Source organism: Chthonobacter albigriseus (assembly GCF_013839445.1).
Classification (GTDB): Bacteria; Pseudomonadota; Alphaproteobacteria; order Rhizobiales; family Pleomorphomonadaceae; genus Chthonobacter; species Chthonobacter albigriseus.
In genome coordinates this window covers 15,331-38,001 of the sequence record NZ_JACDIT010000002.1, presented here as the reverse complement: position 1 = coordinate 38,001, position 22,671 = coordinate 15,331, and the positions used below count along the sequence as shown (strand labels likewise).

The following is a 22,671-nucleotide window of genomic DNA, read 5'->3' as shown; positions in this document are numbered from 1 at the left end:
ACCGCGGCGGCCGTTTCGTCTATGGGGTGGTCGTGAGCGGCAGACAATCGCGGACAGCGCCTCCGTCGAGGCGATCCGAAGTGAGACATGGAAATGAGTGATCCCGTCTTCTTCCGGCCCGTCCGGTCGTTGACACTGGAGGACGCCGCCCGTATCTCCGGCGGGACGATCCTGTCCGGTGAACCCGCCATGGTGCTCAGCCGGATCGCGCCTCTCGACGAGGCGGGTGCCGGCGAACTCACCTTTCTGGACAACCCGCATTATCTTCCGCAATTCCGGACCACATCCGCATCTGCCGCGATCTGCGCGGATAAGTACGTGTCTGCCGCCCCCCCAGGCCTGGCCGTCATCGCCTCGGCCTCACCTTATCGGGCGATCGCCCAGGTCATGCAGGCGCTTTTCCCCGAAGCCGTCAGGCCGGAGGGCGTCACCGGCGAGGTGGGCATATCGGCTGCTGCCTTCATTCATCCCGAGGCGAGACTTGAGGCCGATGTGACGGTGGAGTCCGGCGCCTCGATCGGCGCGGGCGCCGAGATCGGCCGCGGCACGGTCGTCTGCGCGGGCGCCGTGGTCGGCCGGGGCGTCCGCTTCGGCCGGGACGGATACATCGGTCCCGGCGCGACGATCACGCACGCTCTCGTCGGCAACCGCGTCATCGTCCACGCCGGCGTCCGCATCGGCCAGGATGGGTTTGGCTTCGCGATGGGGCCGAAGGGTCACCTGAAGGTGCCGCAGATCGGTCGCGTCGTCATTCAGGACGACGTGGAGATCGGCGCCAACACCACCATCGACCGTGGCTCCAACCGCGACACCATCGTCGGCGAGGGTACCAAGATCGACAACCAGGTCCAGATCGGCCACAACGTGGTCATCGGTCGACACTGCGTGATCGTGGCTCAGGTCGGCATTTCCGGGTCGACCACGCTCGGCGATTTCGTCGCTCTCGGCGGCCAGGCCGGACTGGCCGGGCACATTAAGGTCGGCGCCGGCGCGCAGGTTGCGGGCGCCTCCAGCGTCAAGGACGACGTTCCCCCCGGCGCCAGGATGGGCGGCTACCCCGCTCGCCCGGTTCGGCAGTGGATCAAGGAGAACGCCATCTTGAAGAAACTCGCACTCGGTGGAGGCAACGAACCGTGAGTGACAGTCCAGCACCGGGCGGCGGCGCGCCGAAGACCTTGAACTCGCTCGACATCATGCGGCTGCTGGAGGTCCTCCCGCACCGCTATCCCTTCCTGCTGGTCGACAAGATCATTGAGATCGACGGTGACGAGTCGGGCGTCGGCATCAAGAATGTGACCATGAACGAGCCGCAGTTCCAGGGCCACTTCCCGCTTCAGCCCGTCATGCCGGGCGTCCTGATGATCGAGGGCATGGCCCAGACTGCCGGCGCCATTTGCGTCGCCTCCCGCGAAACGGAGCGCCGCCCGCGGCTCGTCTACTTCATGACGATCGACAAGGTGAAGTTCCGCCGGCCTGTCGTGCCCGGCGACGTGCTCGAGTATCACGTCCGCAAGCTGAAGCAGCGTGCCAACATGTGGTGGTTCGGTGCCGAGGCGAAGGTGGACGGCGTCAAGGTGGCGGAAGCCGAACTCAGCGCCATGCTGGTCGATTGATGGTCGCGATCTCGGCATCCGAGGTGGGCGGAGGGAACATGTCGAATATCCACGCGACGGCTCTGGTCGATAGCGCGGCCCGTATCGGCGAGGGCGTCACCATCGGCCCCTTCTGCGTCGTCGGTCCGGACGTCGAACTCGCCGACGGCGTCGTCCTGCACAGCCACGTGGTGGTGGAGGGACGCACCACCGTCGGCGCGCGCACAAAGGTCTTCCCCTTCGCCAGTGTCGGCACCGCCCCGCAGGACTTGAAGTACCGCGGCGAGCCGAGCCGCCTGGAGATCGGCAGCGACACCGTAATCCGCGAGAACGTGACCCTCAACACAGGGACCGAGGGCGGCGGCATGCTGACCAAGGTCGGCGATCGTTGCCTCCTGATGGTCGGATCCCATGTCGCGCACGACTGCATCGTCGGCAACAACGTCATCCTGGTGAACAACGTCACGCTCGGCGGCCATGTCCGTATCGCCGACAACGCCATCCTCGGCGGCCTCTCCGCGGTTCACCAGTGGGTGCGCATCGGCGAGGGCGCCTTCGTCGGCGGCATGTCCGGCGTCGAGAACGACGTGATCCCGTATGGCACGGTGATCGGCAACCGCGCCCAGCTCGGCGGCCTCAATCTGGTGGGCCTGCGCCGCGCCAACTTCCCGCGCGAGGATGTCCACGCCCTCCGCGCTGCCTACAAGGCGCTGTTCGAAGGCGACGAGCCGCTCAAGCAGCGCGTCGACCGCGTGGCGGAAACCTTCGGCGGCTCGCTTCTCGTCGACCGCATGGTCGCCTTCATCCGGGAAGGAGGAGACCGGGCCATCTGCACCCCGCGCGGAAAGGACCAGGACGACTGATGACGTCGGCGCCGTTGGATCCTTCGCGGCCCACCTTGGGCATCATCGCCGGCGGCGGCGCAGTCCCCGTCACGGTCGCTGATGCCGCTGCGGAGGCGGGGCGTCCCGTCGTGGTCTTCGCCATCCGCGGTGAGGCCAGCCCGTCTGTCGAATCCTATCCGCATCACTGGATCCGCTGGGGCGAGATCGGCCGTCTGTTCGATCTCATGGTCCGCGAAAAGGTCGGCGACCTCGTCATCTGCGGCTCCGTGACTCGGCCCGACTTCACCTCCATCCGTGTGGACCTCGGCGCGGTGCTCAGCCTGCCCAAGATCCTCTCCCTGATGGTGGGCGGCGACGACACCGTCCTGCGCGGGGTCGTCCGCTTCTTCGAGGATCGCGGCTACACCGTCGTCGGAGCGCACGAGGTCGCGCCACTCCTCGTTGCCGACGTCGGCCAGCTCGGGCAAGTCAGGCCGACCGCTGCGCAATCGCTCGATGTGGCCAAGGGCTTCGAGGCCGCCCGCGTTCTCGGCACGCTCGATATCGGCCAAGCCGTCGTCGCGCTGAACGGGCGCGTGGTCGGCGTTGAGGGCGTCGAAGGCACCGACGAGCTGATCGCCCGCATCGCCGACCTGAGGGCCCGCGGCCGCCTCAAGTGGTCCGGTCGCGAAGGCGTGCTGGTGAAGGCTGCCAAACCGCAACAGGACCTTCGGGTCGATATGCCGACGATCGGCCCGCGCACCGTCCAGGCGGTCGCGGCAGCGGGGCTTGCGGGCCTCGCCGTGGAAACCGGCCGCGTCATGATCGTCGACCGGGCCGAGACCATCGCGGCCGCCGACAAGGCCAAGCTTTTCCTGGTTTCCGAACGGCTGGACCCGGCGTCCGTCGCGCCCGTCGCTGAGGATGTGCCATGACGGCCGCTGGGCCGCTGCGCGTGTTCATGGTGGTGGGCGAGGAATCCGGTGATCAGTTGGGCGCCCGGCTGATGGAGGCCTTGATCCGGCGAACCGGTGGCGCGGTCACATTCACCGGAACCGCCGGGTCGCGGATGGAAGCGCTCTCCCTGCGGAGCATCTTCCCGCTGCACGACATCGCCGTGATGGGGTTCGGCCCGGTAATCGCGCGCCTGCCGACCATCGTCCGGCGCGTCTACCAGACCGTCGATGCTGCCCTCGAGGCGGACCCGGACGTCGTCATCATCATCGACAGCCCCGACTTCACCCATCAGGTCGCCAAGCGTATTCGCAAGGCACGTCCCGGCATTCCGATTGTCGACTATGTCTCGCCATCCGTGTGGGTCTGGCGGCCGGGCAGGGCTGCCAAGATGGCCCGCTATTTCGATCACCTCCTCGCCATCCTCCCGTTCGAACCCGAGGTCCATCGGCAGTTGGGCGGCCCCCCGACGACCTATGTCGGTCATCCCCTGGTCGACCGTCCGGAGCTCCTGCAGCCCGCCGCCGGCGAGCGCCCGGCGCTTGCCGCAGGCGCGGTCCCGACGCTGCTGGTGCTGCCCGGAAGTCGCAACAGCGAGATCACCCGGCTGCTTGCCGTGTTCGGCGAGACCGTCGGCCGATTGCAGGCGACCGGCCACCGCTTCGAATTGGTGCTGCCGGCCGTCGAGCGCCACGCCGAACGGATCGCGACGGAAACGGCTGACTGGGCCGTCAAGCCCGCGATCATCACCGGTGAAGCCGCCAAGTTCGCCGCCTTCCGAAGAGCACACGCCGCGCTCGCCGCCTCTGGAACAGTGACGCTCGAACTTGCCCTCGCGGGTGTTCCCATGGTGGTCGCTTATCGGCTGGATGCGCTTTTCCGGCTGGCCAAGCCGCTTCTCCTGCGTATGCCCGGAGCGCGGTTCACGTCCATGGTGCTGCCCAACATCATCCTCGGCGAAAAGGCGATTCCGGAGCACCTGGACGACGAGGTGACGCCGGATCGCCTCGCACCCGCCGTCGCCGGCCTGCTCTCCGGGACTCCCGATCGCGCGCGCCAGGTCATCGCGTTAGAGCGGCTCTGGTCGCTGATGCAGCTGCCGGGTGGACGCAGTTCCGCTGACACCGCAGCCGAAGTGGTTCTCGCGACGGCCCGCCGACGGGCCTGATCGGCCGACGAAAAAGCCGGGCCCCGAAAGGCCCGGCTCGTTCAGGTCCGAAGATCGCGCAGGATCAGCGGCGGTTCTCGATCGGCACGTAGTCGCGCGACGGTGCGCCGGAATAGAGCTGGCGGGGCCGGCCGATACGCTGGCCAGGATCCTCGATCATTTCCTTCCACTGGGCGATCCAGCCGACGGTCCGTGCCAGCGCGAACAGAACGGTGAACATGGTGGTGGGGAAACCGAGCGCGCGCAGCGTGATGCCGGAATAGAAGTCGATGTTCGGATAGAGCTTCTTTTCCACGAAGTACTCGTCGCTGAGCGCGATCTTCTCCAGTTCCATCGCCACGTGCAGCAGCGGATCGTCCTGGTGGCCGACCTCGCGCAGCACCTCGTGGGTGGTGCGCTGCATGATACGGGCGCGCGGATCGTAGTTCTTGTAGACGCGATGACCGAAGCCCATCAGGCGGAACGGGTCGTTCTTGTCCTTGGCCCGGCGGATATACTCCGGAATGCGGTCCGGCGTGCCGATCTCCGCCAGCATGTTCAACGCCGCCTCGTTGGCGCCGCCGTGCGCGGGGCCCCACAGGCAGGCGATGCCGGCGGCGATGCAGGCGAACGGGTTGGCGCCGGAAGAGCCTGCGAGCCGCACCGTCGACGTCGACGCGTTCTGCTCGTGATCCGCGTGCAGGGTGAAGATCCGGTCCATGGCGCGCGCCAGGACGGGGTTCACCGTATAGTCCTCGCACGGCACCGAGAAGCACATGTTGAGGAAATTCGAGGAGTAGTCGAGGCTGTTGCGCGGATAAACGAACGGCTGGCCGATGGAGTACTTGTAGGCCATCGCCGCGATCGTCGGCATCTTGGCGATCATGCGCAGCGAAGCGACCATCCGCTGGTGCGGATCGGAGATGTCGGTCGAGTCGTGGTAGAACGCAGCCAGCGCGCCTACCACGCCCACCATGACCGCCATCGGGTGCGCGTCGCGGCGGAAGCCGGAGAAGAACCGCGACATCTGCTCGTGCACCATCGTGTGGCGGGTCACGCGCATGTCGAAGTCGGCCTTCTGCGCCTTCGTCGGCAGGTCGCCGTAGAGAAGCAGGTAGCAGGTTTCCAGGAAGTCGCCGTTTTCGGCCAGTTGCTCGATCGGATACCCGCGGTAGAGCAGGACGCCCTTGTCGCCGTCGATGTAGGTGATCTTGCTGTCGCAGGACGCGGTCGAGGTGAAGCCCGGATCGTAGGTGAAGGCCCCGGTCTTGGCGTAAAGCGACGAAATGTCGATCACATCAGGGCCGACCGAACCCGATTTCACCGGGAACTCATGGCTCTGGCCGCCGATCGTGAGGAGGGCTTTGGTGTCGCTCATAAAGTCTGACCTCCAGGAGGCGTGGGCGGGACCCACGTTGGGCGGAGGGAGCTGAATACCCTTTACGTAAAGGGAAGTAGCTGTTTTCCGCCGGGGAAAGCCTGCCGTTGTGCGTAGCGGAAAAAACCGAATGCGGCAAGAACAGGGACGTGAATTGGAGCTAGGCCCTTTGTCGGGGAGGAACCGTTTCGTTCCTCTCCTCGACGTTATCCGCCTGCGGTATTTCAGTATTCAATGCCAGATGTCGGGCCGGCCGCGTGAACAGCCGGCCTTTCGCACTGCGATACACATCGGCAGCAGCGGATCCGCCTTCCGTCCACGTGAACCGGGCTGCGTTGTCCGCGAAGCTCCGTCTCTGGCGCGTGACCCCGCCAGTCCGCTTAAACGGCGTCCCTGATCCGGGCCAATGCCTCGTCGCGGCCAAGAACCGCAAGCACGTCGAAGATCGGCGGGGAGGTGCTGCGCCCCGTCAAGGCTGCGCGAAGCGGCTGCGCTACCTTGCCGAGCTTCAGGCCGGCCGCCTCCGCGTAGGCTCGGACAGCGGCCTCCGTGCTCGACGCGGTCCAGTCCTGGAGATCGCCGAGCAGCGGCAGCAGGGCGCTGAGCGCCGCCCGACCGGCATCGTCGAGCAGCTGCCCGGCCTTCTCGTCGGGCTGCAGCGGACGCTCGGCGAACAGGAACTGCGCCCCGTCGAGAAGCTCCAGCAGCGTCTTTGCGCGCTCCTTCAGCCCGGGCATCGCCGCCACGAGCCGCGCCCGCATCGCCTCGTCCAGTTTGGCCTTCAGCGCCGGCCCGCTGGGAATGTGGTCGAGCAGGATCTCCAGATGCGTCAGCAGTTCGGCGTCGTCCGTGTGGCGGATGTAGTGCCCGTTGAGGTTCTCCAGTTTCGCGAAGTCGAAGCGGGACGGGGACCGGCCGATGCCCTCTAGGTCGAACAGAGCGATCATCTCCTCCGTCGACAGGATCTCCGCGTCGCCGTGCGCCCAGCCGAGCCGGACGAGGTAGTTGCGTAGGGCCGCGGGCAGGTAGCCCATAGCGCGGTAGGCGTCGACGCCCAGAGCACCGTGCCGCTTGGAAAGCTTCGCGCCGTCCGCACCGTGAATCAGCGGGATATGTGCCATTACGGGCACCTCCCAGCCGAGCGCCGAATAGATGATCTGCTGCCGCGCGGTGTTGGTCAGGTGATCGTCGCCGCGGATGATGTGGGTCACCCCCATGTCGTGGTCGTCCACGACCACGGCATGCATGTAGGTCGGCGTGCCGTCCGAGCGCAGGATGATGAAATCATCCAGGTCCTTGTTGGGAAACACAACCCGGCCCTGCACCTGGTCGTTCACCACCGTCTCGCCGTCGAGCGGCGCCTTGATCCGGATGGTGGGCTTCACGCCGGGAGGAGCTTCGGCGGGATCGCGGTCGCGCCAGCGCCCGTCGTAGCGCGGCGGGCGGCCTTCGGCCTTCGCAGTCTCGCGCATCTCGTCGAGTTCCTGCGCCGTGCAGAAGCAATAGTAGGCCTTCCCGGCGTCTACCAACGAACGCGCCACCTCGGCATGGCGCCCGGCGCGCTCGAACTGCGAGATCGGGTCTCCCGTCCAGGTCAGACCGAGCCACGTCAGACCGTCGATGATGGCGGCCACCGCCGCGTCGGTCGAACGCTCGCGATCCGTGTCCTCGATCCGCAGCAGCATCGTGCCGCCGTGCCGCTTCGCGTAGAGCCAATTGAACAGCGCAGTCCGTCCGCCGCCGATGTGAAGAAATCCGGTCGGGGAAGGCGCAAAACGCGTGACGACAGGCTTTGACATGGACAATAATTCCAATGAACGGAGCGCGTATGGCGTGTATCGCTCGCGCTTGGGGAGGCAGGTGGCTACGGGCGCAGCGGGTCTTAGCACGAGCGGCGGGGCCTCGCAAAAGACCTTCTGATGACGAGGCTCGCCAAGGTGCCACTACCGCAGGACACGTCGCCTTCCTCACCGCATGGTTCGCCGTCCGCCGCCACGCGGTCGCGCCGCGGTGTCCGCTCCGCGGCGCCGCCGCTGCGCGCCCTGGTCCGACGCATGGCCGACTTGGCTGCGGCCGACCTCGGCAAGGATCTGGAACACCGCCGCGGTTTCCTCTGGCTGCCCGTCCTCTTTGCAACCGCGGCCGGGATCCGCCTGGAGTGGATGATCGGTCCGGCTCCCGCTCCCGTGCTGCTCGTCATGATGGTCGCCGCCGCTGCCGCGCTCGCTCTTCGCCGTCGGGGCGGCCTTGCCGCCGCCCTGGCCACGCTCGCCCTCGTGGCTGCCGCGGGCGTGCTTGCAGCCGATTGCGCCGCCGCCTGGGCCGACGCGCCGAGACTGCTCAGACAACGCACCGCCACGATCTTCGGCCACGTCGAAACCGTGGAGGACAGGGCAGGGCGCGGACTGCGCCTGATCCTTCGGGTCCACGCCATGGACCCGGCACCGGGCGAGGGAACGCCGAAACGGGTGCGGGTCACCGTCCGCGGGCTGGATGCACCGCCGGTCGTCGGCGCGCCCCTTCGGATGCTGGCGCGGCTATCGCCGCCGACGGCGCCCCTGGTGCCCGGCGGATACGACTTCGCCCGAGCCGCCTGGTTCGAACGGATCGGCGCGGTCGGTTTCTCCCTGGGCGCGCCCGTCCTGTGGTCGGACGCGCCGGACCTGCCACGCGACCTCGCCACCTGGGGTCCGGTCGAGCGGCTCCGCCAGCACGTCTCCGCACGCGTCCGGGAGATCGTCCCCGGCGACAGCGGCGCGATCGCCGCGGCGCTCCTGGTCGGCGACCGGGGCGCGATCGACGACGACACCGACGAGGCGATGCGGACATCCGGCCTGAGCCACATCCTCTCGATCTCCGGCCTCCACATGGCGCTGGTCTCCGCCAGCCTGTTTCTGCTCGTCCGTTTCGTCCTTGCCGCCATACCGCCGATCGCTCTCCGCTATCCCGTCAAGCAATGGGCGGCGCTCGCCGCGCTGGCCGGCAATGCCGGATACCTCCTCGTCTCCGGCATGGGGGTCCCCGCCGAGCGGTCCGCCATCATGGTCGGGCTCGGCCTCGTCGCGATCATCGCCGACCGCAAGCCTTTCAGCCTGCGCGTTGTCGCCGTTTCCGCCTTCGTCGTCTTCGCCCTGTCCCCCTCCGCGGTTCTGGAGCCCGGCGCGCAGATGTCCTTCGCCTCCGTGGTCGCGCTGATTGCCGGCTACGAGGCTCTGTCGGCACGCATGGGTCGAACCCGCGACAGCGGGGACATCTCGTGGATCGTCCGCGTCACCGGAAAAGTCGCGCTCTGGATCGGCGCTTCGCTGCTGACGTCGCTCATCGCCGGCCTCGCCACCTTCCCGATCGCCCTCTACCACTTCAACCGCGTTGCCCCGCTCGGCCTTGTCGCCAACCTCGCCGCCACGCCGCTGGTCACCTTCCTGATCATGCCCATGGCCGTCGTCACGGCCATCGCCATGCCGCTCGGCCTGGAGCGGCTTCCGCTTACCCTCATGGGCTGGGGCATCGACGGTCTGGTCCTGATCGCCGAACAGGTCGCCGCCTGGACCCCGCGCGGCGGCACCTTCGGCCGGCCGCCGGTCATCGCCGTTCTCGCCATGGTCGCGGGCGGGCTCTGGCTCTGCCTCTGGACAGGACGCCAGCGCCTCGCAGGCTTGCCGGCGATCGCACTCGGCCTGGCCCTCGTGCCCTTCGCCACCCTGCCGCATGTCATCGTCGACGGCGAAGGCCGCCGCGCGCTGGTGACGCTTCCGGACGGCACGATCCGCATCCTGGGCGATGCCGACGACTTCCAGACCGAGATCTGGCTGGCCGTGCTCGGCGACGCCCGCAAGCCCTCCGACCCCTCGCTCGTCCGCGGCGTCTTCTGCGACGGCGAGGCTTGTATCCTGCTGGCGGATGATCCCGGCGGCATTGCCGAAGCCGCCCTGATCAAGCGGCCGATGGCCTTTCTCGATGAGTGCCACCGCGCTCGGCTGGTCGTGACCCGACTGGTCGCGCCGCCCTGGTGTCATGCGCTGACGACCGTCGTCGACGGCGCTGTCCTCCAGCGCACCGGCACCCGAACCTACCGGACCGACCTTCCGGTCCACCCGGCGGCTCCCTCCGCCGGCGACCGGACCGTCCGATCAAACCCGGACGCGCCGATCGTTCTGGAGCCGCTGGATCAGGCCATCGACGACCCGCCAGCCCCCTGGCACCGCTGGGAGCGCCCTCAGTAGCGCCGCATGAGCGCGACGAGCTTGCCCTGGATCCGCACGCGATCGGGCCCGAAGATGCGGGTCTCATAGGCCGGGTTGGCCGCTTCCAGCGCGATTGAAGCACCCTTCTTGCGCAGGCGCTTCAGGGTCGCCTCCTCGTCGTCCACCAACGCGACCACGATGTCGCCGGTGTCCGCGGTCTCCGACTTCTTGATGACCACCGTGTCGCCGTCGAGGATTCCAGCCTCGATCATCGAGTCGCCGCGCACCTCCAGGGCGAAATGCTCGCCGCCGGCGATCAGATCGATGGGGACGTGAACGGTGTGGGAATGGTTCTGGATCGCCGAGATCGGCACGCCGGCTGCGATCCGCCCCATCACTGGGACAGGCAGCGTATCGCGCGCCTCTGCGGCCGGTTCCGGCGGCGGAGTGGGCCGCTCCTTACCGAGGGTGCCCTCGATCACCGAGGGGGCGAACCCGCGACGCCCCTTGCCGATCGACGACTGCACCGATTCCGGCAGCTTGATCACCTCCAGCGCGCGCGCCCGGTTCGGCAGGCGGCGGATGAACCCGCGCTCTTCCAGGGCGGTGATGAGCCTGTGGATGCCGGACTTGGACTTCAAGTCCAACGCGTCCTTCATCTCGTCGAACGAGGGAGGCACGCCCGATTCCTTGAGGCGTTCATGGATGAACATCAACAGCTCGAGCTGCTTGCGCGTGAGCATCGGTAGCCCCTCTATTGCAGCTCCGGATTCGCGATCCGGGCCGCCTTCGTTCCTTCCGCACCGTGAATCGGTACAAAACACGAACAGGGTTACCATGTTCTGTGTGTGTTCCGCAAGAGCGGTTGCACCGCGATGTGTCAGGGCAGTCGCAGGATTTCGCAGACGCTGCCGGCCTGCGCGGGAGGGGCGCCGGGAACCCGCACGATCAGCGCTTCGGCCAGCGCCAGCCGGGAAAGCATGGAGGAATCCTGCAGGTCGAGCGGGGTCGCGATCAGGCGTCCGTCCTCCCCCACGCGCAGGCGCGCCCGCACATAGTCCTGCCGCTGGTCGTTCTCGCCCATCGCCGCACCGAGCGTTGCGCGTTCGGCGATCGGGAGGACACCGGCTTCGCCGAGCAGGGCTCGAACCAGGGGTTTCAGGAACAGCAGACCGCACACCATCGTCGAAACCGGGTTGCCGGGCAGGCCCAGCATCACGGTATCGCCGTGACGACCCACGATCAGCGGCTTGCCGGGTCGCATCGCGATCTTCCAGAAGTCGAGCACCATGCCTTCCGCTTCCAGCGCCGGCCGCGTCAGGTCGTAGTCCCCCACGGAGGCGCCGCCCAACAGGCAGATCACGTCTGCCTTCGCGGCAATCCCCTGCCGGATCCGGGCGCGGATGGTCCCGAGGTCGTCCGGCGCAATGCCGAGATCGATCACCTCGCCGCCGAGCGCGCGGATATCCGCCGCCAGCCCGAGCGCATTGGACGCGACGATCTGGTCCGGCCCGATCGGCGCGCCGGGCTGGACAAGTTCGTCGCCCGTTGCAAGCAGAGCCACACGCGGCCGCCGACGCACCGCGACGTCCGCATGGTTCATCGCCGCCGCCAGCGCGACGAGGCGGCCGTCCAGCCGGAGGCCGGCGCGAAGCAGCACATCGCCCTCGCTGAAGTCGAGCCCGGCCCGGCGGATGAAGCGCCCGGCAGGTTCCGCCTGCTCCGCCACCACGAACTCGCCGTTCCGGCGGGCGTTCTCCTGGATCAGGATCGTGTCGGCGCCATCCGGCACCGGTGCCCCGGTGAAGATCCGCACCGCTTCGCCCGCCGCCACAGGATGTCCGAAGCCGCGTCCGGCGATCGAGTCGCCGATCACGCGGAGCCGCGCGCCCGGCTGAAGGTCGGCTGCGCGCACGGCATAGCCGTCCATCGCGGAGGCGGCGAAGGGCGGCTGCGTCCGCCGCGCCGAGAGGTCCGACGCGAGCACGCGTCCGCCCGCATCGGCGATTCCGACGTGCTCGGCCTCCACCGGCCGAACCCCCGCAAGCAGCCTCGCCTGGGCCTCTTCGACCGGCAACAGCGCCACGTCCGCCTCCCGAATGCTCTAGTCCGCTTTGAACGGACCGGATTTGCCGCCGGTCTTCTCGACCAGGCGCAGCCCCTCGATCCGCATCGTCTTCTCCACAGCCTTGGCCATGTCGTAGATGGTGAGGCAAGCGACGGACGCGGCCGTCAGCGCCTCCATCTCCACCCCCGTCTGGCCGGTCACGCGCACGGTCGCCCGCACGACCAGTCCCGGCAGCGCCGGCGACGGTTCGATGTCGACGACGACCTTCGTCACGGGGAGCGGGTGACAGAGGGGGATCAGTTCCGCCGTCTTTTTCGCCGCCATGATGCCGGCGATCCGCGCCGTCGCCACCACGTCCCCTTTCGGTAGGTGGCCGTCCAGGATCACGGCGAGCGTTTCCGGCTTCATCACCACGCGGCCCTCCGCGACGGCGGTCCGGTCGGTCACCGCCTTCTCCGTCACGTCCACCATGGCGGCCTGACCGCGGGCGTCCAGATGCGTCAGTTGCGCTTGCTCTCGGGTGGGCAGGCCCAGGAGCCCGCGCGTGGCCGCTGCGACGTCGTCCTGGCGCATCAGGCTCTCGCCCACCAGGAAGGTCCGCACCCCGGCCTCGGCGAGCCGGTCCAGGTCCGCCGTGGTGAAGAGCCCGGATTCGCCGACGATGATCCGCCCCTCGGGGATCAGCGGGGCGAGGTGTTCGGTCGTCTCCAGCTTGGTCTCGAAGGTCCGGAGGTTCCGGTTGTTGATCCCAATCAGCGGCGAGGAGAGCTTCAGCGCGCGTTCCAGCTCGGCCTCGTCGTGAACCTCGATCAGCGAATCCATCCCGAGTTCGGCGGCCGTCTCTTCCAGTCGCCGGGCAAGTTCGTCGTCCACCGAAGCCATGATGATCAGGATGGCGTCCGCACCCCAGGCGCGGGCCTCGTAGACCTGGTAGGGCGAGAATAGGAAGTCCTTGCGCAGCGCCGGCAAGTCCACCGCTGCCCGTGCCTCGGTCAGGTACTCCGGCCTTCCCTGGAAGGAGGGGGTGTCGGTCAGAATGGAAAGGCAGGCAGCGCCGCCCTCCGCATAGGCCTCCGCCAGACGCGGAGGATCGAAGTCCGGCCGGATCAACCCGCGCGAGGGGCTCGCCTTCTTGATCTCCGCGATCAGCGCATATTGTCCGCCGTCCAGCTTGGCGCGGAGTGCGTTCGCAAATCCGCGCGTCGGCGGCTGGTCCAGCGCGCGCGCCCGGATCTCCGCCAGCGGAATCGCCGCCTCTGCCGCCGCGATCTCCTGCCGTTTGTAGGCCTCGATCTTGGCCAGGATGTCGGTCATCGCGTCCTCAGGCGTTCGAAAGCGCGATCAGCCGCGCCAGGGTATCCGCTGCGCGGCCTTCGTCGACGGAAGCGGCCGCCAGCGCGACACCGTCCTTCAGCGTCGCGGCGCGACCGGCGATGATCAGCGCCGCTGCGGCGTTGAGGAGCACGGTGTCGCGGTATGCGCCGGGCGCTCCGTCCAACAGGGCCCGCAAGGCCGCGGCGTTCTCTTCGGCAAGGCCGCCTTTGACCGCGTCGGCCGGATGACGGGGCAGGCCGGCCTCCTCGGGCGTGACCTCGAAGGTCGTGATCTCCCCGCCCTCCAGCCTCGCCACGTGCGTCGGTCCGGAGGTGGTCATCTCGTCCATCCCGTCCGACCCGTGCACCACCCACGCCGCTTCCGAGCCGAGCGCCTGGAGCACCCGCGCCACCGGCTCCACCCATTGGTTGGAAAACACCCCGACCAGCTGGCGCTTGACGCCCGCCGGGTTGGAGAGCGGCCCGAGCAGGTTGAAGATGGTCCGCGTGCCGAGTTCCACCCGGCTCGGGCCCACGTGCTTCATGGCGGCATGGTGCGCCGGTGCGAACATGAAGCCGACCCCTGCGTCCCGGATGCAGCCGGCGATCGCCTCGGGCTCCAGGTCCACCTTGACGCCCAGCGCCATCAGCACGTCGGCGGCTCCGGATTTCGACGAGAGCGCCCGGTTGCCGTGCTTGGCCACCTTGACGCCCGCACCGGCCACCACGAAGGCGGTCGCCGTCGAGATGTTCAGGCTGCCGGAGCCGTCGCCGCCGGTGCCGACGATGTCCATGGCGTCTTCCGCGCCAGGCACGCGGAGCATCTTGGCGCGCATGGTCTCCACCGCGCCGGCGATTTCGTTGACGGTTTCGCCCCGCACGCGAAGAGCCATCAGGAAGCCGCCGATCTGCGCCGGCGTCGCTTCGCCCGACATCATCACGTCGAAGGCGGCGCTCGCCTCCTCACGCGTCAGCGCCGCGCCGGTCGCAACCTTGCCCAGCAGTCGTTTCAGCTCGCTCATCGCCGCTCACCCCCGGCTGAATGTGGCTGCCCAACCGGGCATGTCAACGACCGGCGAGGCCGATCACCTGCTGCAGCGCGGCCTGGTTCACCGACGAACCGAGCTCCGCCTGCCGCTGCTCGATATACTGCGACAGCAGGCTGCTCTGGAGCTCCTCGGCGAAGCCCTTGGCCGCTTCCGCATTGCCCGCCGCTTCCGCGAAGAAGGGTGGCACCACGGCGCTTTTCACCTTGATGAGAAGCCGGCTGCCGTCCTCCTTCTCCACCGTGGCGACATGCCCCTCCGGACCGCCGAACGCGGCGTCCACGCCGGCCGGCGTCAGGTCGGCGATCTGACCGTTGCGGGCGAAGGCCTGCGTGGTCTTTACCGTCGCGCCGACGCTCTGGGCAGCGACGGCGAGGTCCTGTCCACCGGCCACCGACTTCTGGAGATCGTCGGCCTTGGCCTGCAGCAGCTCACCGATCCGAGCCTCGGTCCAGCCCTTGGTGACCTGGTCCTTCACCTCCTCCAGCGGCCGGTCGCGGGCGGCCCTCACGTCCACCACGTCGAAGAAGACGAAACCGCGATTGGACATCGACACCGGGTCGTTCTCCACCCCGACATCGCTGGCGAAGGCCGCAGCGACCACCTCCGTCGACTGCGGAATGTCGACCGTGGCGCCTGCCGCGTCCTTGCCTTCAGCGTCCACCGCCTCGATCGTGCGAACCTTCAGCTTGAACCGCTCCGCGATCTCGGCCAGCGTCGCGCCGCCGGCACGGGCGTCCTCGATTTCGTCGTGCGTTTCCAGCACGGTGCCCTCGGCGGCGCGGCGCGCGATCGATGCCTTGATCTCCGCGGCAACGTCCTCGAACGGCCTCACGCTCTGCGGCACGATCTCGGTCACACGGACCAGAGCGCCGCCGAAACGGGCCTCCACCGCGTCGCTGACGGCGCCGGCGCCGAGCCCGAACGCGGCTTCCGCAATCGCCGGATCGACAACGCGATCCTTGGTGAGCAGCCCGAGGTCGATGTCCTCCGGCTTCAGGTTCCGCTCGCCGACGATCTGCTCGAAGGTAGCGCCGCCCTTGATCTTGTCCGACGCGGCTTTCGCCTCTTCGATCGTCGGGAACAGGATCTGCTGGATCCGCCGCTGCTCGGCGGTGCCATACTGGCCCTTGGTGCGCTCGTACTCCTTGCGGGCGTCCTCGTCGGTGACCGCCGACGGGTCGGCGATATCGTCCGGCGTGAGCGTCAGGATGTCCAGCTTGCGGTACTCCGGCGCCCGGTACTGGTCCTTGTTCGCATCATAGTACGTCTGGAGCTCGTCGCCGCTAGGCGTCGGAATTGGTGTGATCAGGCTTCGCGGCAGCTCGATGTAGTCGACGATCCGAACCTCGTCGCGGTAGCGCGAGAGCTGTTCGAGCAGCGTCGTCGGGGTGCCCATGCCGCCGAAAAGGCCTTCGGCCAGCTGCCGGCGCAACAGAAGCGAGCGCTGCTCGGCGATGTATTGGGCTTCCGTCAGGCCATTCTGGTTGATCAGCTGGTTGAAATAGGCACGGTCGAACTTGCCGCCGGCCTGGAAGTTCGGGTCCGCCGCGATGGTCTTGGCGATCGCCTCGTCCGAGACGCCGAGACCCATGCTGGTTGCCGTGTCGGTCAACGCCGCCTCGGAGATCATCCGGCCGAGGAGACGGCTCGGCAGGCCGAGCTGGGCGGCGAGTTCCGGCGTGATCGGCTGGCCGTATTGCCGGGAGAAAGCCTGGATTTCCCTCTGATACTGGCGTCCGAAGTCGGTCAGCGATACCTCCGTGTCGCCCACCTCGGCGACCGACTGGCTGCCGGTGGACCGAAACACGTCGGCGATGCCCCAGACCGCGAACGAGACGACGAGAAGGCCGAGGAGGATCTTGGCAACAATCGTATTGGCGCCGCGGCGCAGGGAATCGAGCATCGGTCCGTCCGGTTCGGGCGCCGCGCCTGCGGTCGGCCCAGAGTGAAGAAGCATCGTCGCGGGAGATCCCCGCAAGGCGCGCGGATCATAAGGACGAGCCCGCCGCGACACAACACGCCCGCTCTGCTGCATCGCCGCGACCGTTCCGTCGATCTTGACAGGGCACCTCTGCCGTGGTGACACCCGCGGAACTCTGGTGTTTCAGGAGGTTTCCATGGCGGTCGCGTTCGTTTTTCCGGGGCAGGGCAGCCAGATCGTCGGCATGGGCAAGGCGCTGGCCGAGGCCTATCCGGCATCCCGGGCGGTCTTCGAGGAGGTCGACGAGGCGCTCGGCGAGACGCTTTCCGACGTCATCTGGAACGGTCCGGAGGATCGCCTGACCCTTACCGCCAACGCCCAGCCGGCGCTGATGGCGGTCTCGATCGCCGCGCTCCGGGCCCTTGAGGCCGAGGGTATCTCACTGAAAGACAACGCGAATTTCGTCGCCGGCCACTCCCTCGGCGAATACTCCGCGCTCGCCGCCGCCGGTTCCCTTTCGGTTGCCGACGCCGCCCGGCTGCTCAGGACTCGCGGCAACGCGATGCAACAGGCGGTTGCGGTCGGGGTCGGGGCGATGGCGGCGCTGCTCGGCCTCGATTTCGAGGCGGCGTCGGAGGTGGCCGAGGAGGCCGCACAGGGCGAGGTCTGTGAGGCCGCGAACGACAACGCACCCGGCCAAGTCGTTGTTTCCGGACACAGATCCGCCGTGGAGCGGGCGTTGGAGATCGCCAAGGCCAAGGGCGCCAAGCGCGCCGTCCTGCTGCCGGTTTCCGCGCCGTTCCATTGCGCGTTGATGACGCCGGCGGCCGCCGTGATGGCAGAGGCACTCGCCGCCGCGACCGTCAACGCACCGGCTATCCCTTTGATTTCAAACGTTCTTGCTGCCCCGATCAGCGATCCCCAGGAGATCCGGCAGCGGCTGGTCGAGCAGGTCACCGGCACAGTGCGCTGGCGCGAATCGGTGGAATACCTGGCAGGCCCCGCCGGCGTCACCGCCTTTGTCGAGATCGGCGCCGGCAAGGTGTTGGCGGGATTGGTGAAACGGATCGCGAAGGAAGCCGCGACGGTGTCCGTCGGCACCCCCGAGGACATCGCAGGCGCCCGCGCGCTGCTCGGTCTCTGACCGGCGGCTACGTAGCGGCTACGTAGCGTTTTTCTCGAAACGAAAGCGGCTACGTAGCCTCGACGATCGCGGCGAGCGCGTCGACCAGGGACGGGTCGACCTTGCCCCCCATCGACCGCAGCGCGAGCACCGCGTCGGCGCCCGATTGCGCCTCGCGATAGGCCCGCGGCTCGGTCAGGGCGGTGAAGATATCCGCGACGGTGACCAGCCGGACCAGCGGGGAGAGACTGTCCCCGCCGATGCCATCGGGATAGCCGGAGCCGTCGATATACTCGTGATGGCGAAGCGCGACCTCGGCGACCTCCGGCGCGATGCCGGGGCACCGCAACAGGATGCGGTGTCCTATGGTGACATGATCCCGCATCCGGTCGCTCTCGGCGTCCGTCAGCGGCGACGGCTTGGAAAGGATCGCGTCCGGGATCTCCAGCTTGCCGATGTCATGGAAGAGGGCTCCCTCGAACACCTGGCGCGCGGACACGCGCCCGGACAGGCGGGTCCGCGTCACCAGAGCCATCGCGGTCACCGCCACCCCGGCGGAATGACGGGCGAGGGCCCGCGGATCGCCGTGCAGGCTCCGTAGCGTCAGACAGAGCGGCAGTCCGGCGTGGAAGGCGAACAGGTCGGCATAGGCATCCCGCTCGGCGACCGCCTCCACCCGCCCGGCTGCAACGGCAACCAGCAGCTGCTCGGCGGCCGCCACCAGTCCCGTCGAACTTCTCCCGGCCGCTGGCAAATTCTCCCCCCGAACACCGGCGCGACGCCGACGCAAGCAACGCGAAAGCTATCCAACGCGAGGCGCCGGGAACGCGCAAGCGCCCTTGTTGCTTTTTCGATGGCGGATTCCTCCTCGAACTGCTTCCGGCTTGACACCGGCCCGCCAACGTGGTCACAGCGCAGCCGGCTGCAAGCCCCGCCTTCCGGGCGGGCATCCCATGATGGAAAGGGACGACGCCCATGTTCGATCTATCGGGCCTGACCGCACTGGTGACCGGCGCTTCCGGCGGCATCGGCGGCAGCATCGCCAAGGGTCTGCACGCCAGCGGCGCGACCGTGGTGCTCTCCGGCACCCGCGCTTCGGCGCTCGAGGCGCTGGCGAGCGAACTGGGCGACCGCGTCCACGTGATGGCCGCGAACCTGTCCGATCGCGCCGAGGCGGACGCGCTGGTGGCCAAGGTGGAGAGCACCACCGGTCAGCTCGACATCCTCGTCAACAACGCCGGCATCACCCGCGACGGTCTCTTCATCCGCATGAAGGATGACGACTGGGACCAGGTGATCGAGGTGAACCTCACCTCCGGCTTCCGCCTATCGCGCGCCGCGGTGAAGGGCATGATGAAGCGCCGCTTCGGCCGCATCATCGGTATCACTTCGGTGGTCGGCGTCACCGGCAACCCCGGGCAGGCCAACTATGCCGCGGCCAAGGCCGGCATGATCGGTATGACCAAGGCGCTCGCCCTGGAGGTCGCCTCGCGCGGCATCACCGCCAACTGCGTGGCGCCCGGCTTCATCGAGACGCCGATGACCGACGCCCTCAACGAGAAGCAGCGGGAAGCGGCGATCGGACAGGTGCCGATGGGCCGCTTCGGCGCCCCGGGTGACATCGCCGCCGCCTGCGTCTACCTCGCCAGCCGCGAAGCCGGCTACGTCAGTGGACACACACTCCACGTGAACGGCGGTATCGCCATGATATGAGACGCGTTTTCCGGCTCGTCCGGGAAAAGTGGAGCCGCCCCGCGGGGACTGGGGCGGCGCTGGTCAAGGCGGCGGAAGTATGGTACCAAGCCGCCGATCTAATCGGGGAAAACCGGCAAATCCGCGAGATCGAGCAACACACGCGCGTGGTTCCGGGTCGCTTCTCGGATCGGGTCGCAGGACCGGATCGGATCCGTCCGCAAGATCCACCGCTTGAGCCGAAATCGAACCCCTCATCCAAAGATCTGAGAACTGTGAGGATTTCCTGACATGAGCGACATCGCTGACCGCGTGAAGAAGATCGTGATCGAGCACCTCGGCGTGGACGCCGACAAGGTGACCATCGAGGCCTCGTTCATCGAGGACCTGGGCGCCGACTCGCTCGACACCGTCGAACTCGTGATGGCCTTCGAAGAAGAGTTCGGCGTCGAGATCCCGGATGACGCGGCGGAGACGATCCTCACGGTCGGCGACGCGGTCCGTTTCCTGGAAAAGGCGACCAGCGCCTGATCCGGTTCGGCGTGGCGGTTCCGCCGCGCCGACACCACCTGTACTCGTGCGTCGGGGGCGCGCGCGGCCAATGGCACCCGCCGGGTCTCGCGTCTGCCCCCGCGCTGCTTTCAAGGGCAAGCAGCGCGTGAGACGCGCCCGGCTTCATCGATCCCCTCTTGAGGAGGCGTTCCGCGTATGAGACGCGTCGTCATCACCGGCCTTGGCATGGTCACTCCGCTGGCCAGCGGCGTCGAGGAAACCTGGCAGCGGCTTCTCGCCGGCCAGAGCGGCGCCCGCCGCATCGACACCTTCGAAGTGGACGATCTGCCTTGCCAGATCGCCTGCATGATTCCGAAGGGCGACGGCACCAACGGGACCTACAATCCCGACGACTGGATGGAGCCCAAGGAGCAGCGCAAGGTCGACGACTTCATCGTCTACGCCGTCGCCGCCGCGACCCAGGCTGTCGAGGACAGCGGCTGGAAGCCGACCGACTACGAGGACCAGATCCGCTCCGGCGTCCTGATCGGCTCCGGCATCGGCGGCATCGCCGGCATTGTGGAAGCCGGCTACACGCTGCGCGACAAGGGTCCGCGCCGCGTCTCGCCCTTCTTCATCCCTGGCCGGCTGATCAACCTCGCCTCCGGCCACGTCTCCATCAAGTACGGCCTGAAGGGCCCCAACCACTCCGTGGTGACGGCCTGCTCGACCGGCGCCCACGCGATCGGCGACGCCGCGCGCCTGATCGCCCTCGACGACGCCGATGTGATGGTCGCCGGCGGCACAGAGAGCCCGGTCTGCCGCATTTCCGTGGCAGGCTTCGCCGCCTGCCGCGCGCTCTCCACCGGCTTCAACGACAACCCCACGGCCGGTTCGCGTCCCTACGACAAGGACCGCGACGGCTTCGTGATGGGCGAGGGCGCCGGTATCGTGGTGCTGGAGGAACTGGAGCACGCCAAGCGCCGCGGCGCCAAGATCTACGCCGAGGTGATCGGCTATGGCCTGTCCGGCGACGCCTACCACATCACCGCACCGTCCGAGGACGGTGACGGGGCCTATCGGTGCATGCAAATGGCGCTGAAGCGGGCTGGCGTTTCGCCTGACGAGATCGACTACGTCAACGCCCACGGCACGTCGACGCCGCTGGGCGACGAGATCGAACTCGGCGCCGTTCACCGGTTGGTGGGCGATGCGGCAAGCCGCATCTCCATGTCCTCCACCAAGTCGATGACCGGCCATCTGCTGGGTGCTGCCGGCGCGATTGAGGCGATCTTCTCCACTCTGGCGATCCGGGACGGCATCCTGCCGCCGACGATCAACCTGGACAACCCTTCGGTGGACAGCAAGATCGACCTGGTGCCGAACAAGGCCAAGGAGAAGAAGGTGCGCGTCGCGCTTTCCAACTCCTTCGGCTTCGGTGGCACCAACGCCTCCGTGGTGTTCCGCGCCTTCGAGGGCTGACGAAGAGGGGGCGGGCCGGCGGCGGTCCGCTCTTTCGCCATATTGGTCGGGTGGCTTGTGCTATCGTCCCGGCCCGCGGCGTCGACCGGATGAAGGCGTCGCGATTCGACGCCTCCGTTTCCGCCGGGCAACGGACCGACGACATCGATCGCAACCGGACGGACCATGAACGACAGTTCGCCGATACCGCCGACGGACCGTGCCGAAACCGACGGCGCCAAGCGGATCAATCCGAAGAGCCCGCGCGAGGCGCTGACGCCGGAGACGCCTCCGCCGCCGCCGCGCTCCCAGTCCGTCCGCAACCCGCTGGTGGTGGCGCTCAATGCGCTGATCACCGTGCTGATGGTTGTCGTGATCGGCGGCGGCGCGGTGCTCTACTGGGGCAAGCAGGAGTTCGACGCTCGCGGCCCGCTCACCGAACAGAAGAACGTGGTGATCGCCAGCGGAAGCGGCCTCAACGCCATCGCCGACACCCTTGAGCGCGAGGGCGTGATCGCCGAACGCCAGGTCTTCCTCGGCGGCGTCTACGCCTATCGCCAGAACCAGAAGCTGAAAGCCGGCGAGTACGCCTTCCCGGCCGGCGTTAGCATGCGCGAGGTGATGGACCTGCTGGTGGCCGGCAAGGCCATCCTCTACCAGGTCACCTTCCCCGAGGGCCTCACCTCCCGCCAGATCGTCGAACGCCTCAAGGCCAACACCGTGCTGTCCGGCGAGATCGACGCGATACCGGAAGAAGGCACGCTGCTGCCGGAAACCTACAGCTTCAGCCGCGGAACCACGCGCAAGCAGATCCTCGACCAGATGGCGGCGGCGCACGAGAAGACCCTCGCGGCCGTGTGGGAAAGCCGCCGCGCCGACCTTCCCGTCAAATCGCCGCGCGAACTGGTGACACTCGCCTCCATCGTGGAGAAGGAGACCGGACGCGCCGACGAACGGCCTCGCGTCGCGGCGGTGTTCGTCAACCGCCTGCGCCAGGGCATGCGGCTGCAGTCGGATCCGACCATCATCTACGGCATCGTCGGCGGGCAAGGCACGCTGGGCCGCCCGATCCGCCGCTCGGACATCGACGCGGAGAACGCCTACAACACCTACCGCATCGCCGGACTGCCGCCGGGGCCGATCGCCAATCCGGGCCGCGCGGCCCTGGAGGCGGTGGCGACACCGTCGAGCACCGACGAGCTCTACTTCGTGGCCGACGGCACCGGCGGCCACGTGTTCGCCGCCACGCTGAAGGATCACAACCGCAACGTCGCCAAATGGCGCGAGATCGAGCGGACCCGCGCGGCGGCGGGCGAGGTGGACCAGCGCGCGCCGGACGCGATCGACGCGGAAAGCGGGGAACAGGCCGAGGCGCCGGCAGCGGCCGACGCGAGCGACCTGCGCGACGGGGATCCTCCGCGCGACCCGGAGACGCCCGTGCTGCCGCCGCCGAAACCGGCAGGCTGACGGCCC

General features: G+C 68.1%; 19 protein-coding genes and 1 pseudogene. 11 read left to right on the top strand and 9 right to left on the bottom strand.

What is annotated here, in order from left to right; all coding sequences use genetic code 11:
- Positions 1-93 precede the first annotated feature (93 nt).
- Genes lpxD through lpxB form a run of 5 tightly spaced genes read left to right on the top strand, consistent with a single transcriptional unit; the run spans position 94 to position 4,538 of the window.
- Positions 94-1,137: a UDP-3-O-(3-hydroxymyristoyl)glucosamine N-acyltransferase gene (gene lpxD, locus HZ321_RS08305; protein WP_181701828.1), complete on the top strand. Its 1,044-nt coding sequence runs from the start codon at positions 94-96 to the stop codon at positions 1,135-1,137.
- Between the two features lie 56 nt (positions 1,138-1,193).
- The gene (gene fabZ / locus HZ321_RS08300; RefSeq protein WP_181702182.1) at positions 1,194-1,613 is read left to right on the top strand and encodes a 3-hydroxyacyl-ACP dehydratase FabZ; all 420 of its coding nucleotides are present in this window, start codon (positions 1,194-1,196) and stop codon (positions 1,611-1,613) included.
- A 38-nt stretch (positions 1,614-1,651) separates the two neighbouring features.
- Positions 1,652-2,455 (top strand): acyl-ACP--UDP-N-acetylglucosamine O-acyltransferase, encoded by an 804-nt coding sequence (lpxA, locus tag HZ321_RS08295; RefSeq protein WP_181701827.1) that lies wholly within the window; start codon positions 1,652-1,654, stop codon positions 2,453-2,455.
- The gene (locus tag HZ321_RS08290; RefSeq protein WP_181701826.1) at positions 2,455-3,351 is read left to right on the top strand and encodes an LpxI family protein; all 897 of its coding nucleotides are present in this window, start codon (positions 2,455-2,457) and stop codon (positions 3,349-3,351) included. The genes lpxA and HZ321_RS08290 overlap by 1 nt, the downstream gene beginning before the upstream one ends.
- Entirely contained in the window at positions 3,348-4,538 is a 1,191-nt protein-coding gene (gene lpxB, locus HZ321_RS08285) for a lipid-A-disaccharide synthase (protein WP_181701825.1), read from the top strand. Before HZ321_RS08290 ends, lpxB begins: the two co-directional genes overlap by 4 nt.
- 64 nt (positions 4,539-4,602) lie before the next feature.
- On the opposite strand, the gene gltA is transcribed toward lpxB, so the two are convergent.
- Together gltA and gltX are read right to left on the bottom strand one after the other, a co-directional pair.
- Positions 4,603-5,895, bottom strand: coding sequence for a citrate synthase (gene gltA / locus HZ321_RS08280; RefSeq protein WP_181701824.1), 1,293 nt, complete (start codon positions 5,893-5,895; stop codon positions 4,603-4,605).
- 380 nt (positions 5,896-6,275) lie between these two features.
- On the bottom strand, positions 6,276-7,694 hold the full coding sequence (gene gltX / locus HZ321_RS08275) for a glutamate--tRNA ligase (protein ID WP_181701823.1): 1,419 nt from the start codon (positions 7,692-7,694) through the stop codon (positions 6,276-6,278).
- A 255-nt stretch (positions 7,695-7,949) separates the two neighbouring features.
- Between gltX and HZ321_RS08270 the strand changes: the two genes are divergently transcribed.
- The gene (locus HZ321_RS08270; protein WP_181701822.1) at positions 7,950-10,118 is read left to right on the top strand and encodes a ComEC/Rec2 family competence protein; all 2,169 of its coding nucleotides are present in this window, start codon (positions 7,950-7,952) and stop codon (positions 10,116-10,118) included.
- Here the strand turns inward: HZ321_RS08270 and lexA are convergent.
- From lexA to HZ321_RS08245, 6 genes and pseudogenes are all read right to left on the bottom strand, one after another.
- Positions 10,112-10,822 carry a transcriptional repressor LexA gene (gene lexA / locus HZ321_RS08265; protein ID WP_181701821.1) on the bottom strand — a complete coding sequence of 237 codons (711 nt, stop codon included), beginning with the start codon at positions 10,820-10,822 and terminating at the stop codon, positions 10,112-10,114. The genes HZ321_RS08270 and lexA overlap by 7 nt on opposite strands.
- 137 nt (positions 10,823-10,959) lie before the next feature.
- The gene (locus tag HZ321_RS08260) at positions 10,960-12,165 is read right to left on the bottom strand and encodes a molybdopterin-binding protein (protein WP_181701820.1); all 1,206 of its coding nucleotides are present in this window, start codon (positions 12,163-12,165) and stop codon (positions 10,960-10,962) included.
- 18 nt (positions 12,166-12,183) lie between these two features.
- The gene (gene moaC / locus HZ321_RS21650) at positions 12,184-12,651 is read right to left on the bottom strand and encodes a cyclic pyranopterin monophosphate synthase MoaC (protein WP_280514477.1); all 468 of its coding nucleotides are present in this window, start codon (positions 12,649-12,651) and stop codon (positions 12,184-12,186) included.
- Between the two features lie 27 nt (positions 12,652-12,678).
- A pseudogene (trpC, locus tag HZ321_RS21645) lies at positions 12,679-13,461 on the bottom strand (indole-3-glycerol phosphate synthase TrpC); the annotation flags it as partial.
- A 7-nt stretch (positions 13,462-13,468) separates the two neighbouring features.
- Positions 13,469-14,482, bottom strand: coding sequence for an anthranilate phosphoribosyltransferase (trpD, locus tag HZ321_RS08250; protein ID WP_181701818.1), 1,014 nt, complete (start codon positions 14,480-14,482; stop codon positions 13,469-13,471).
- Positions 14,483-14,525: 43 nt separating this feature from the next.
- Complete coding sequence (locus tag HZ321_RS08245; protein ID WP_181701817.1) at positions 14,526-16,412, bottom strand: SurA N-terminal domain-containing protein; 1,887 nt, start codon at positions 16,410-16,412, stop codon at positions 14,526-14,528.
- Between the two features lie 214 nt (positions 16,413-16,626).
- On the opposite strand from HZ321_RS08245, the gene fabD reads away from it, so the two are divergent.
- Positions 16,627-17,574, top strand: coding sequence for an ACP S-malonyltransferase (fabD, locus tag HZ321_RS08240; protein ID WP_181701816.1), 948 nt, complete (start codon positions 16,627-16,629; stop codon positions 17,572-17,574).
- Positions 17,575-17,623: 49 nt separating this feature from the next.
- On the opposite strand, the gene HZ321_RS08235 is transcribed toward fabD, so the two are convergent.
- Complete coding sequence (locus tag HZ321_RS08235; RefSeq protein WP_181701815.1) at positions 17,624-18,274, bottom strand: HD domain-containing phosphohydrolase; 651 nt, start codon at positions 18,272-18,274, stop codon at positions 17,624-17,626.
- A 254-nt stretch (positions 18,275-18,528) separates the two neighbouring features.
- Between HZ321_RS08235 and fabG the strand changes: the two genes are divergently transcribed.
- The 4 genes from fabG to mltG all read left to right on the top strand — a co-directional run bounded on the left by fabG (position 18,529) and on the right by mltG (position 22,665).
- Complete coding sequence (fabG, locus tag HZ321_RS08230; RefSeq protein WP_181701814.1) at positions 18,529-19,266, top strand: 3-oxoacyl-[acyl-carrier-protein] reductase; 738 nt, start codon at positions 18,529-18,531, stop codon at positions 19,264-19,266.
- A 270-nt stretch (positions 19,267-19,536) separates the two neighbouring features.
- A complete protein-coding gene (locus HZ321_RS08225) occupies positions 19,537-19,776 on the top strand; it encodes an acyl carrier protein (RefSeq protein WP_181701813.1) in 240 nt (79 codons plus the stop codon).
- Positions 19,777-19,953: 177 nt separating this feature from the next.
- Positions 19,954-21,219, top strand: coding sequence for a beta-ketoacyl-ACP synthase II (gene fabF, locus HZ321_RS08220; protein WP_181701812.1), 1,266 nt, complete (start codon positions 19,954-19,956; stop codon positions 21,217-21,219).
- Between the two features lie 165 nt (positions 21,220-21,384).
- Complete coding sequence (gene mltG, locus HZ321_RS08215; RefSeq protein WP_181701811.1) at positions 21,385-22,665, top strand: endolytic transglycosylase MltG; 1,281 nt, start codon at positions 21,385-21,387, stop codon at positions 22,663-22,665.
- Positions 22,666-22,671: the final 6 nt, after the last annotated feature.

Coding starts and splice junctions, on each gene's coding strand:
- fabG (WP_181701814.1), top strand. CDS start 18,529: ATGTTCGATCTATCGGGCCTGACCGCACTGGTGACCGGCGCTTCCGGC.
- lpxA (WP_181701827.1), top strand. CDS start 1,652: ATGTCGAATATCCACGCGACGGCTCTGGTCGATAGCGCGGCCCGTATC.
- HZ321_RS08225 (WP_181701813.1), top strand. CDS start 19,537: ATGAGCGACATCGCTGACCGCGTGAAGAAGATCGTGATCGAGCACCTC.
- lexA (WP_181701821.1), bottom strand. CDS start 10,822: ATGCTCACGCGCAAGCAGCTCGAGCTGTTGATGTTCATCCATGAACGC.
- lpxB (WP_181701825.1), top strand. CDS start 3,348: ATGACGGCCGCTGGGCCGCTGCGCGTGTTCATGGTGGTGGGCGAGGAA.
- lpxD (WP_181701828.1), top strand. CDS start 94: ATGAGTGATCCCGTCTTCTTCCGGCCCGTCCGGTCGTTGACACTGGAG.
- HZ321_RS08270 (WP_181701822.1), top strand. CDS start 7,950: ATGGCCGACTTGGCTGCGGCCGACCTCGGCAAGGATCTGGAACACCGC.
- HZ321_RS08245 (WP_181701817.1), bottom strand. CDS start 16,412: ATGCTCGATTCCCTGCGCCGCGGCGCCAATACGATTGTTGCCAAGATC.
- HZ321_RS08290 (WP_181701826.1), top strand. CDS start 2,455: ATGACGTCGGCGCCGTTGGATCCTTCGCGGCCCACCTTGGGCATCATC.
- gltA (WP_181701824.1), bottom strand. CDS start 5,895: ATGAGCGACACCAAAGCCCTCCTCACGATCGGCGGCCAGAGCCATGAG.
- fabF (WP_181701812.1), top strand. CDS start 19,954: ATGAGACGCGTCGTCATCACCGGCCTTGGCATGGTCACTCCGCTGGCC.
- fabZ (WP_181702182.1), top strand. CDS start 1,194: ATGCGGCTGCTGGAGGTCCTCCCGCACCGCTATCCCTTCCTGCTGGTC.
- trpD (WP_181701818.1), bottom strand. CDS start 14,482: ATGAGCGAGCTGAAACGACTGCTGGGCAAGGTTGCGACCGGCGCGGCG.
- mltG (WP_181701811.1), top strand. CDS start 21,385: ATGAACGACAGTTCGCCGATACCGCCGACGGACCGTGCCGAAACCGAC.
- fabD (WP_181701816.1), top strand. CDS start 16,627: ATGGCGGTCGCGTTCGTTTTTCCGGGGCAGGGCAGCCAGATCGTCGGC.
- gltX (WP_181701823.1), bottom strand. CDS start 7,694: ATGTCAAAGCCTGTCGTCACGCGTTTTGCGCCTTCCCCGACCGGATTT.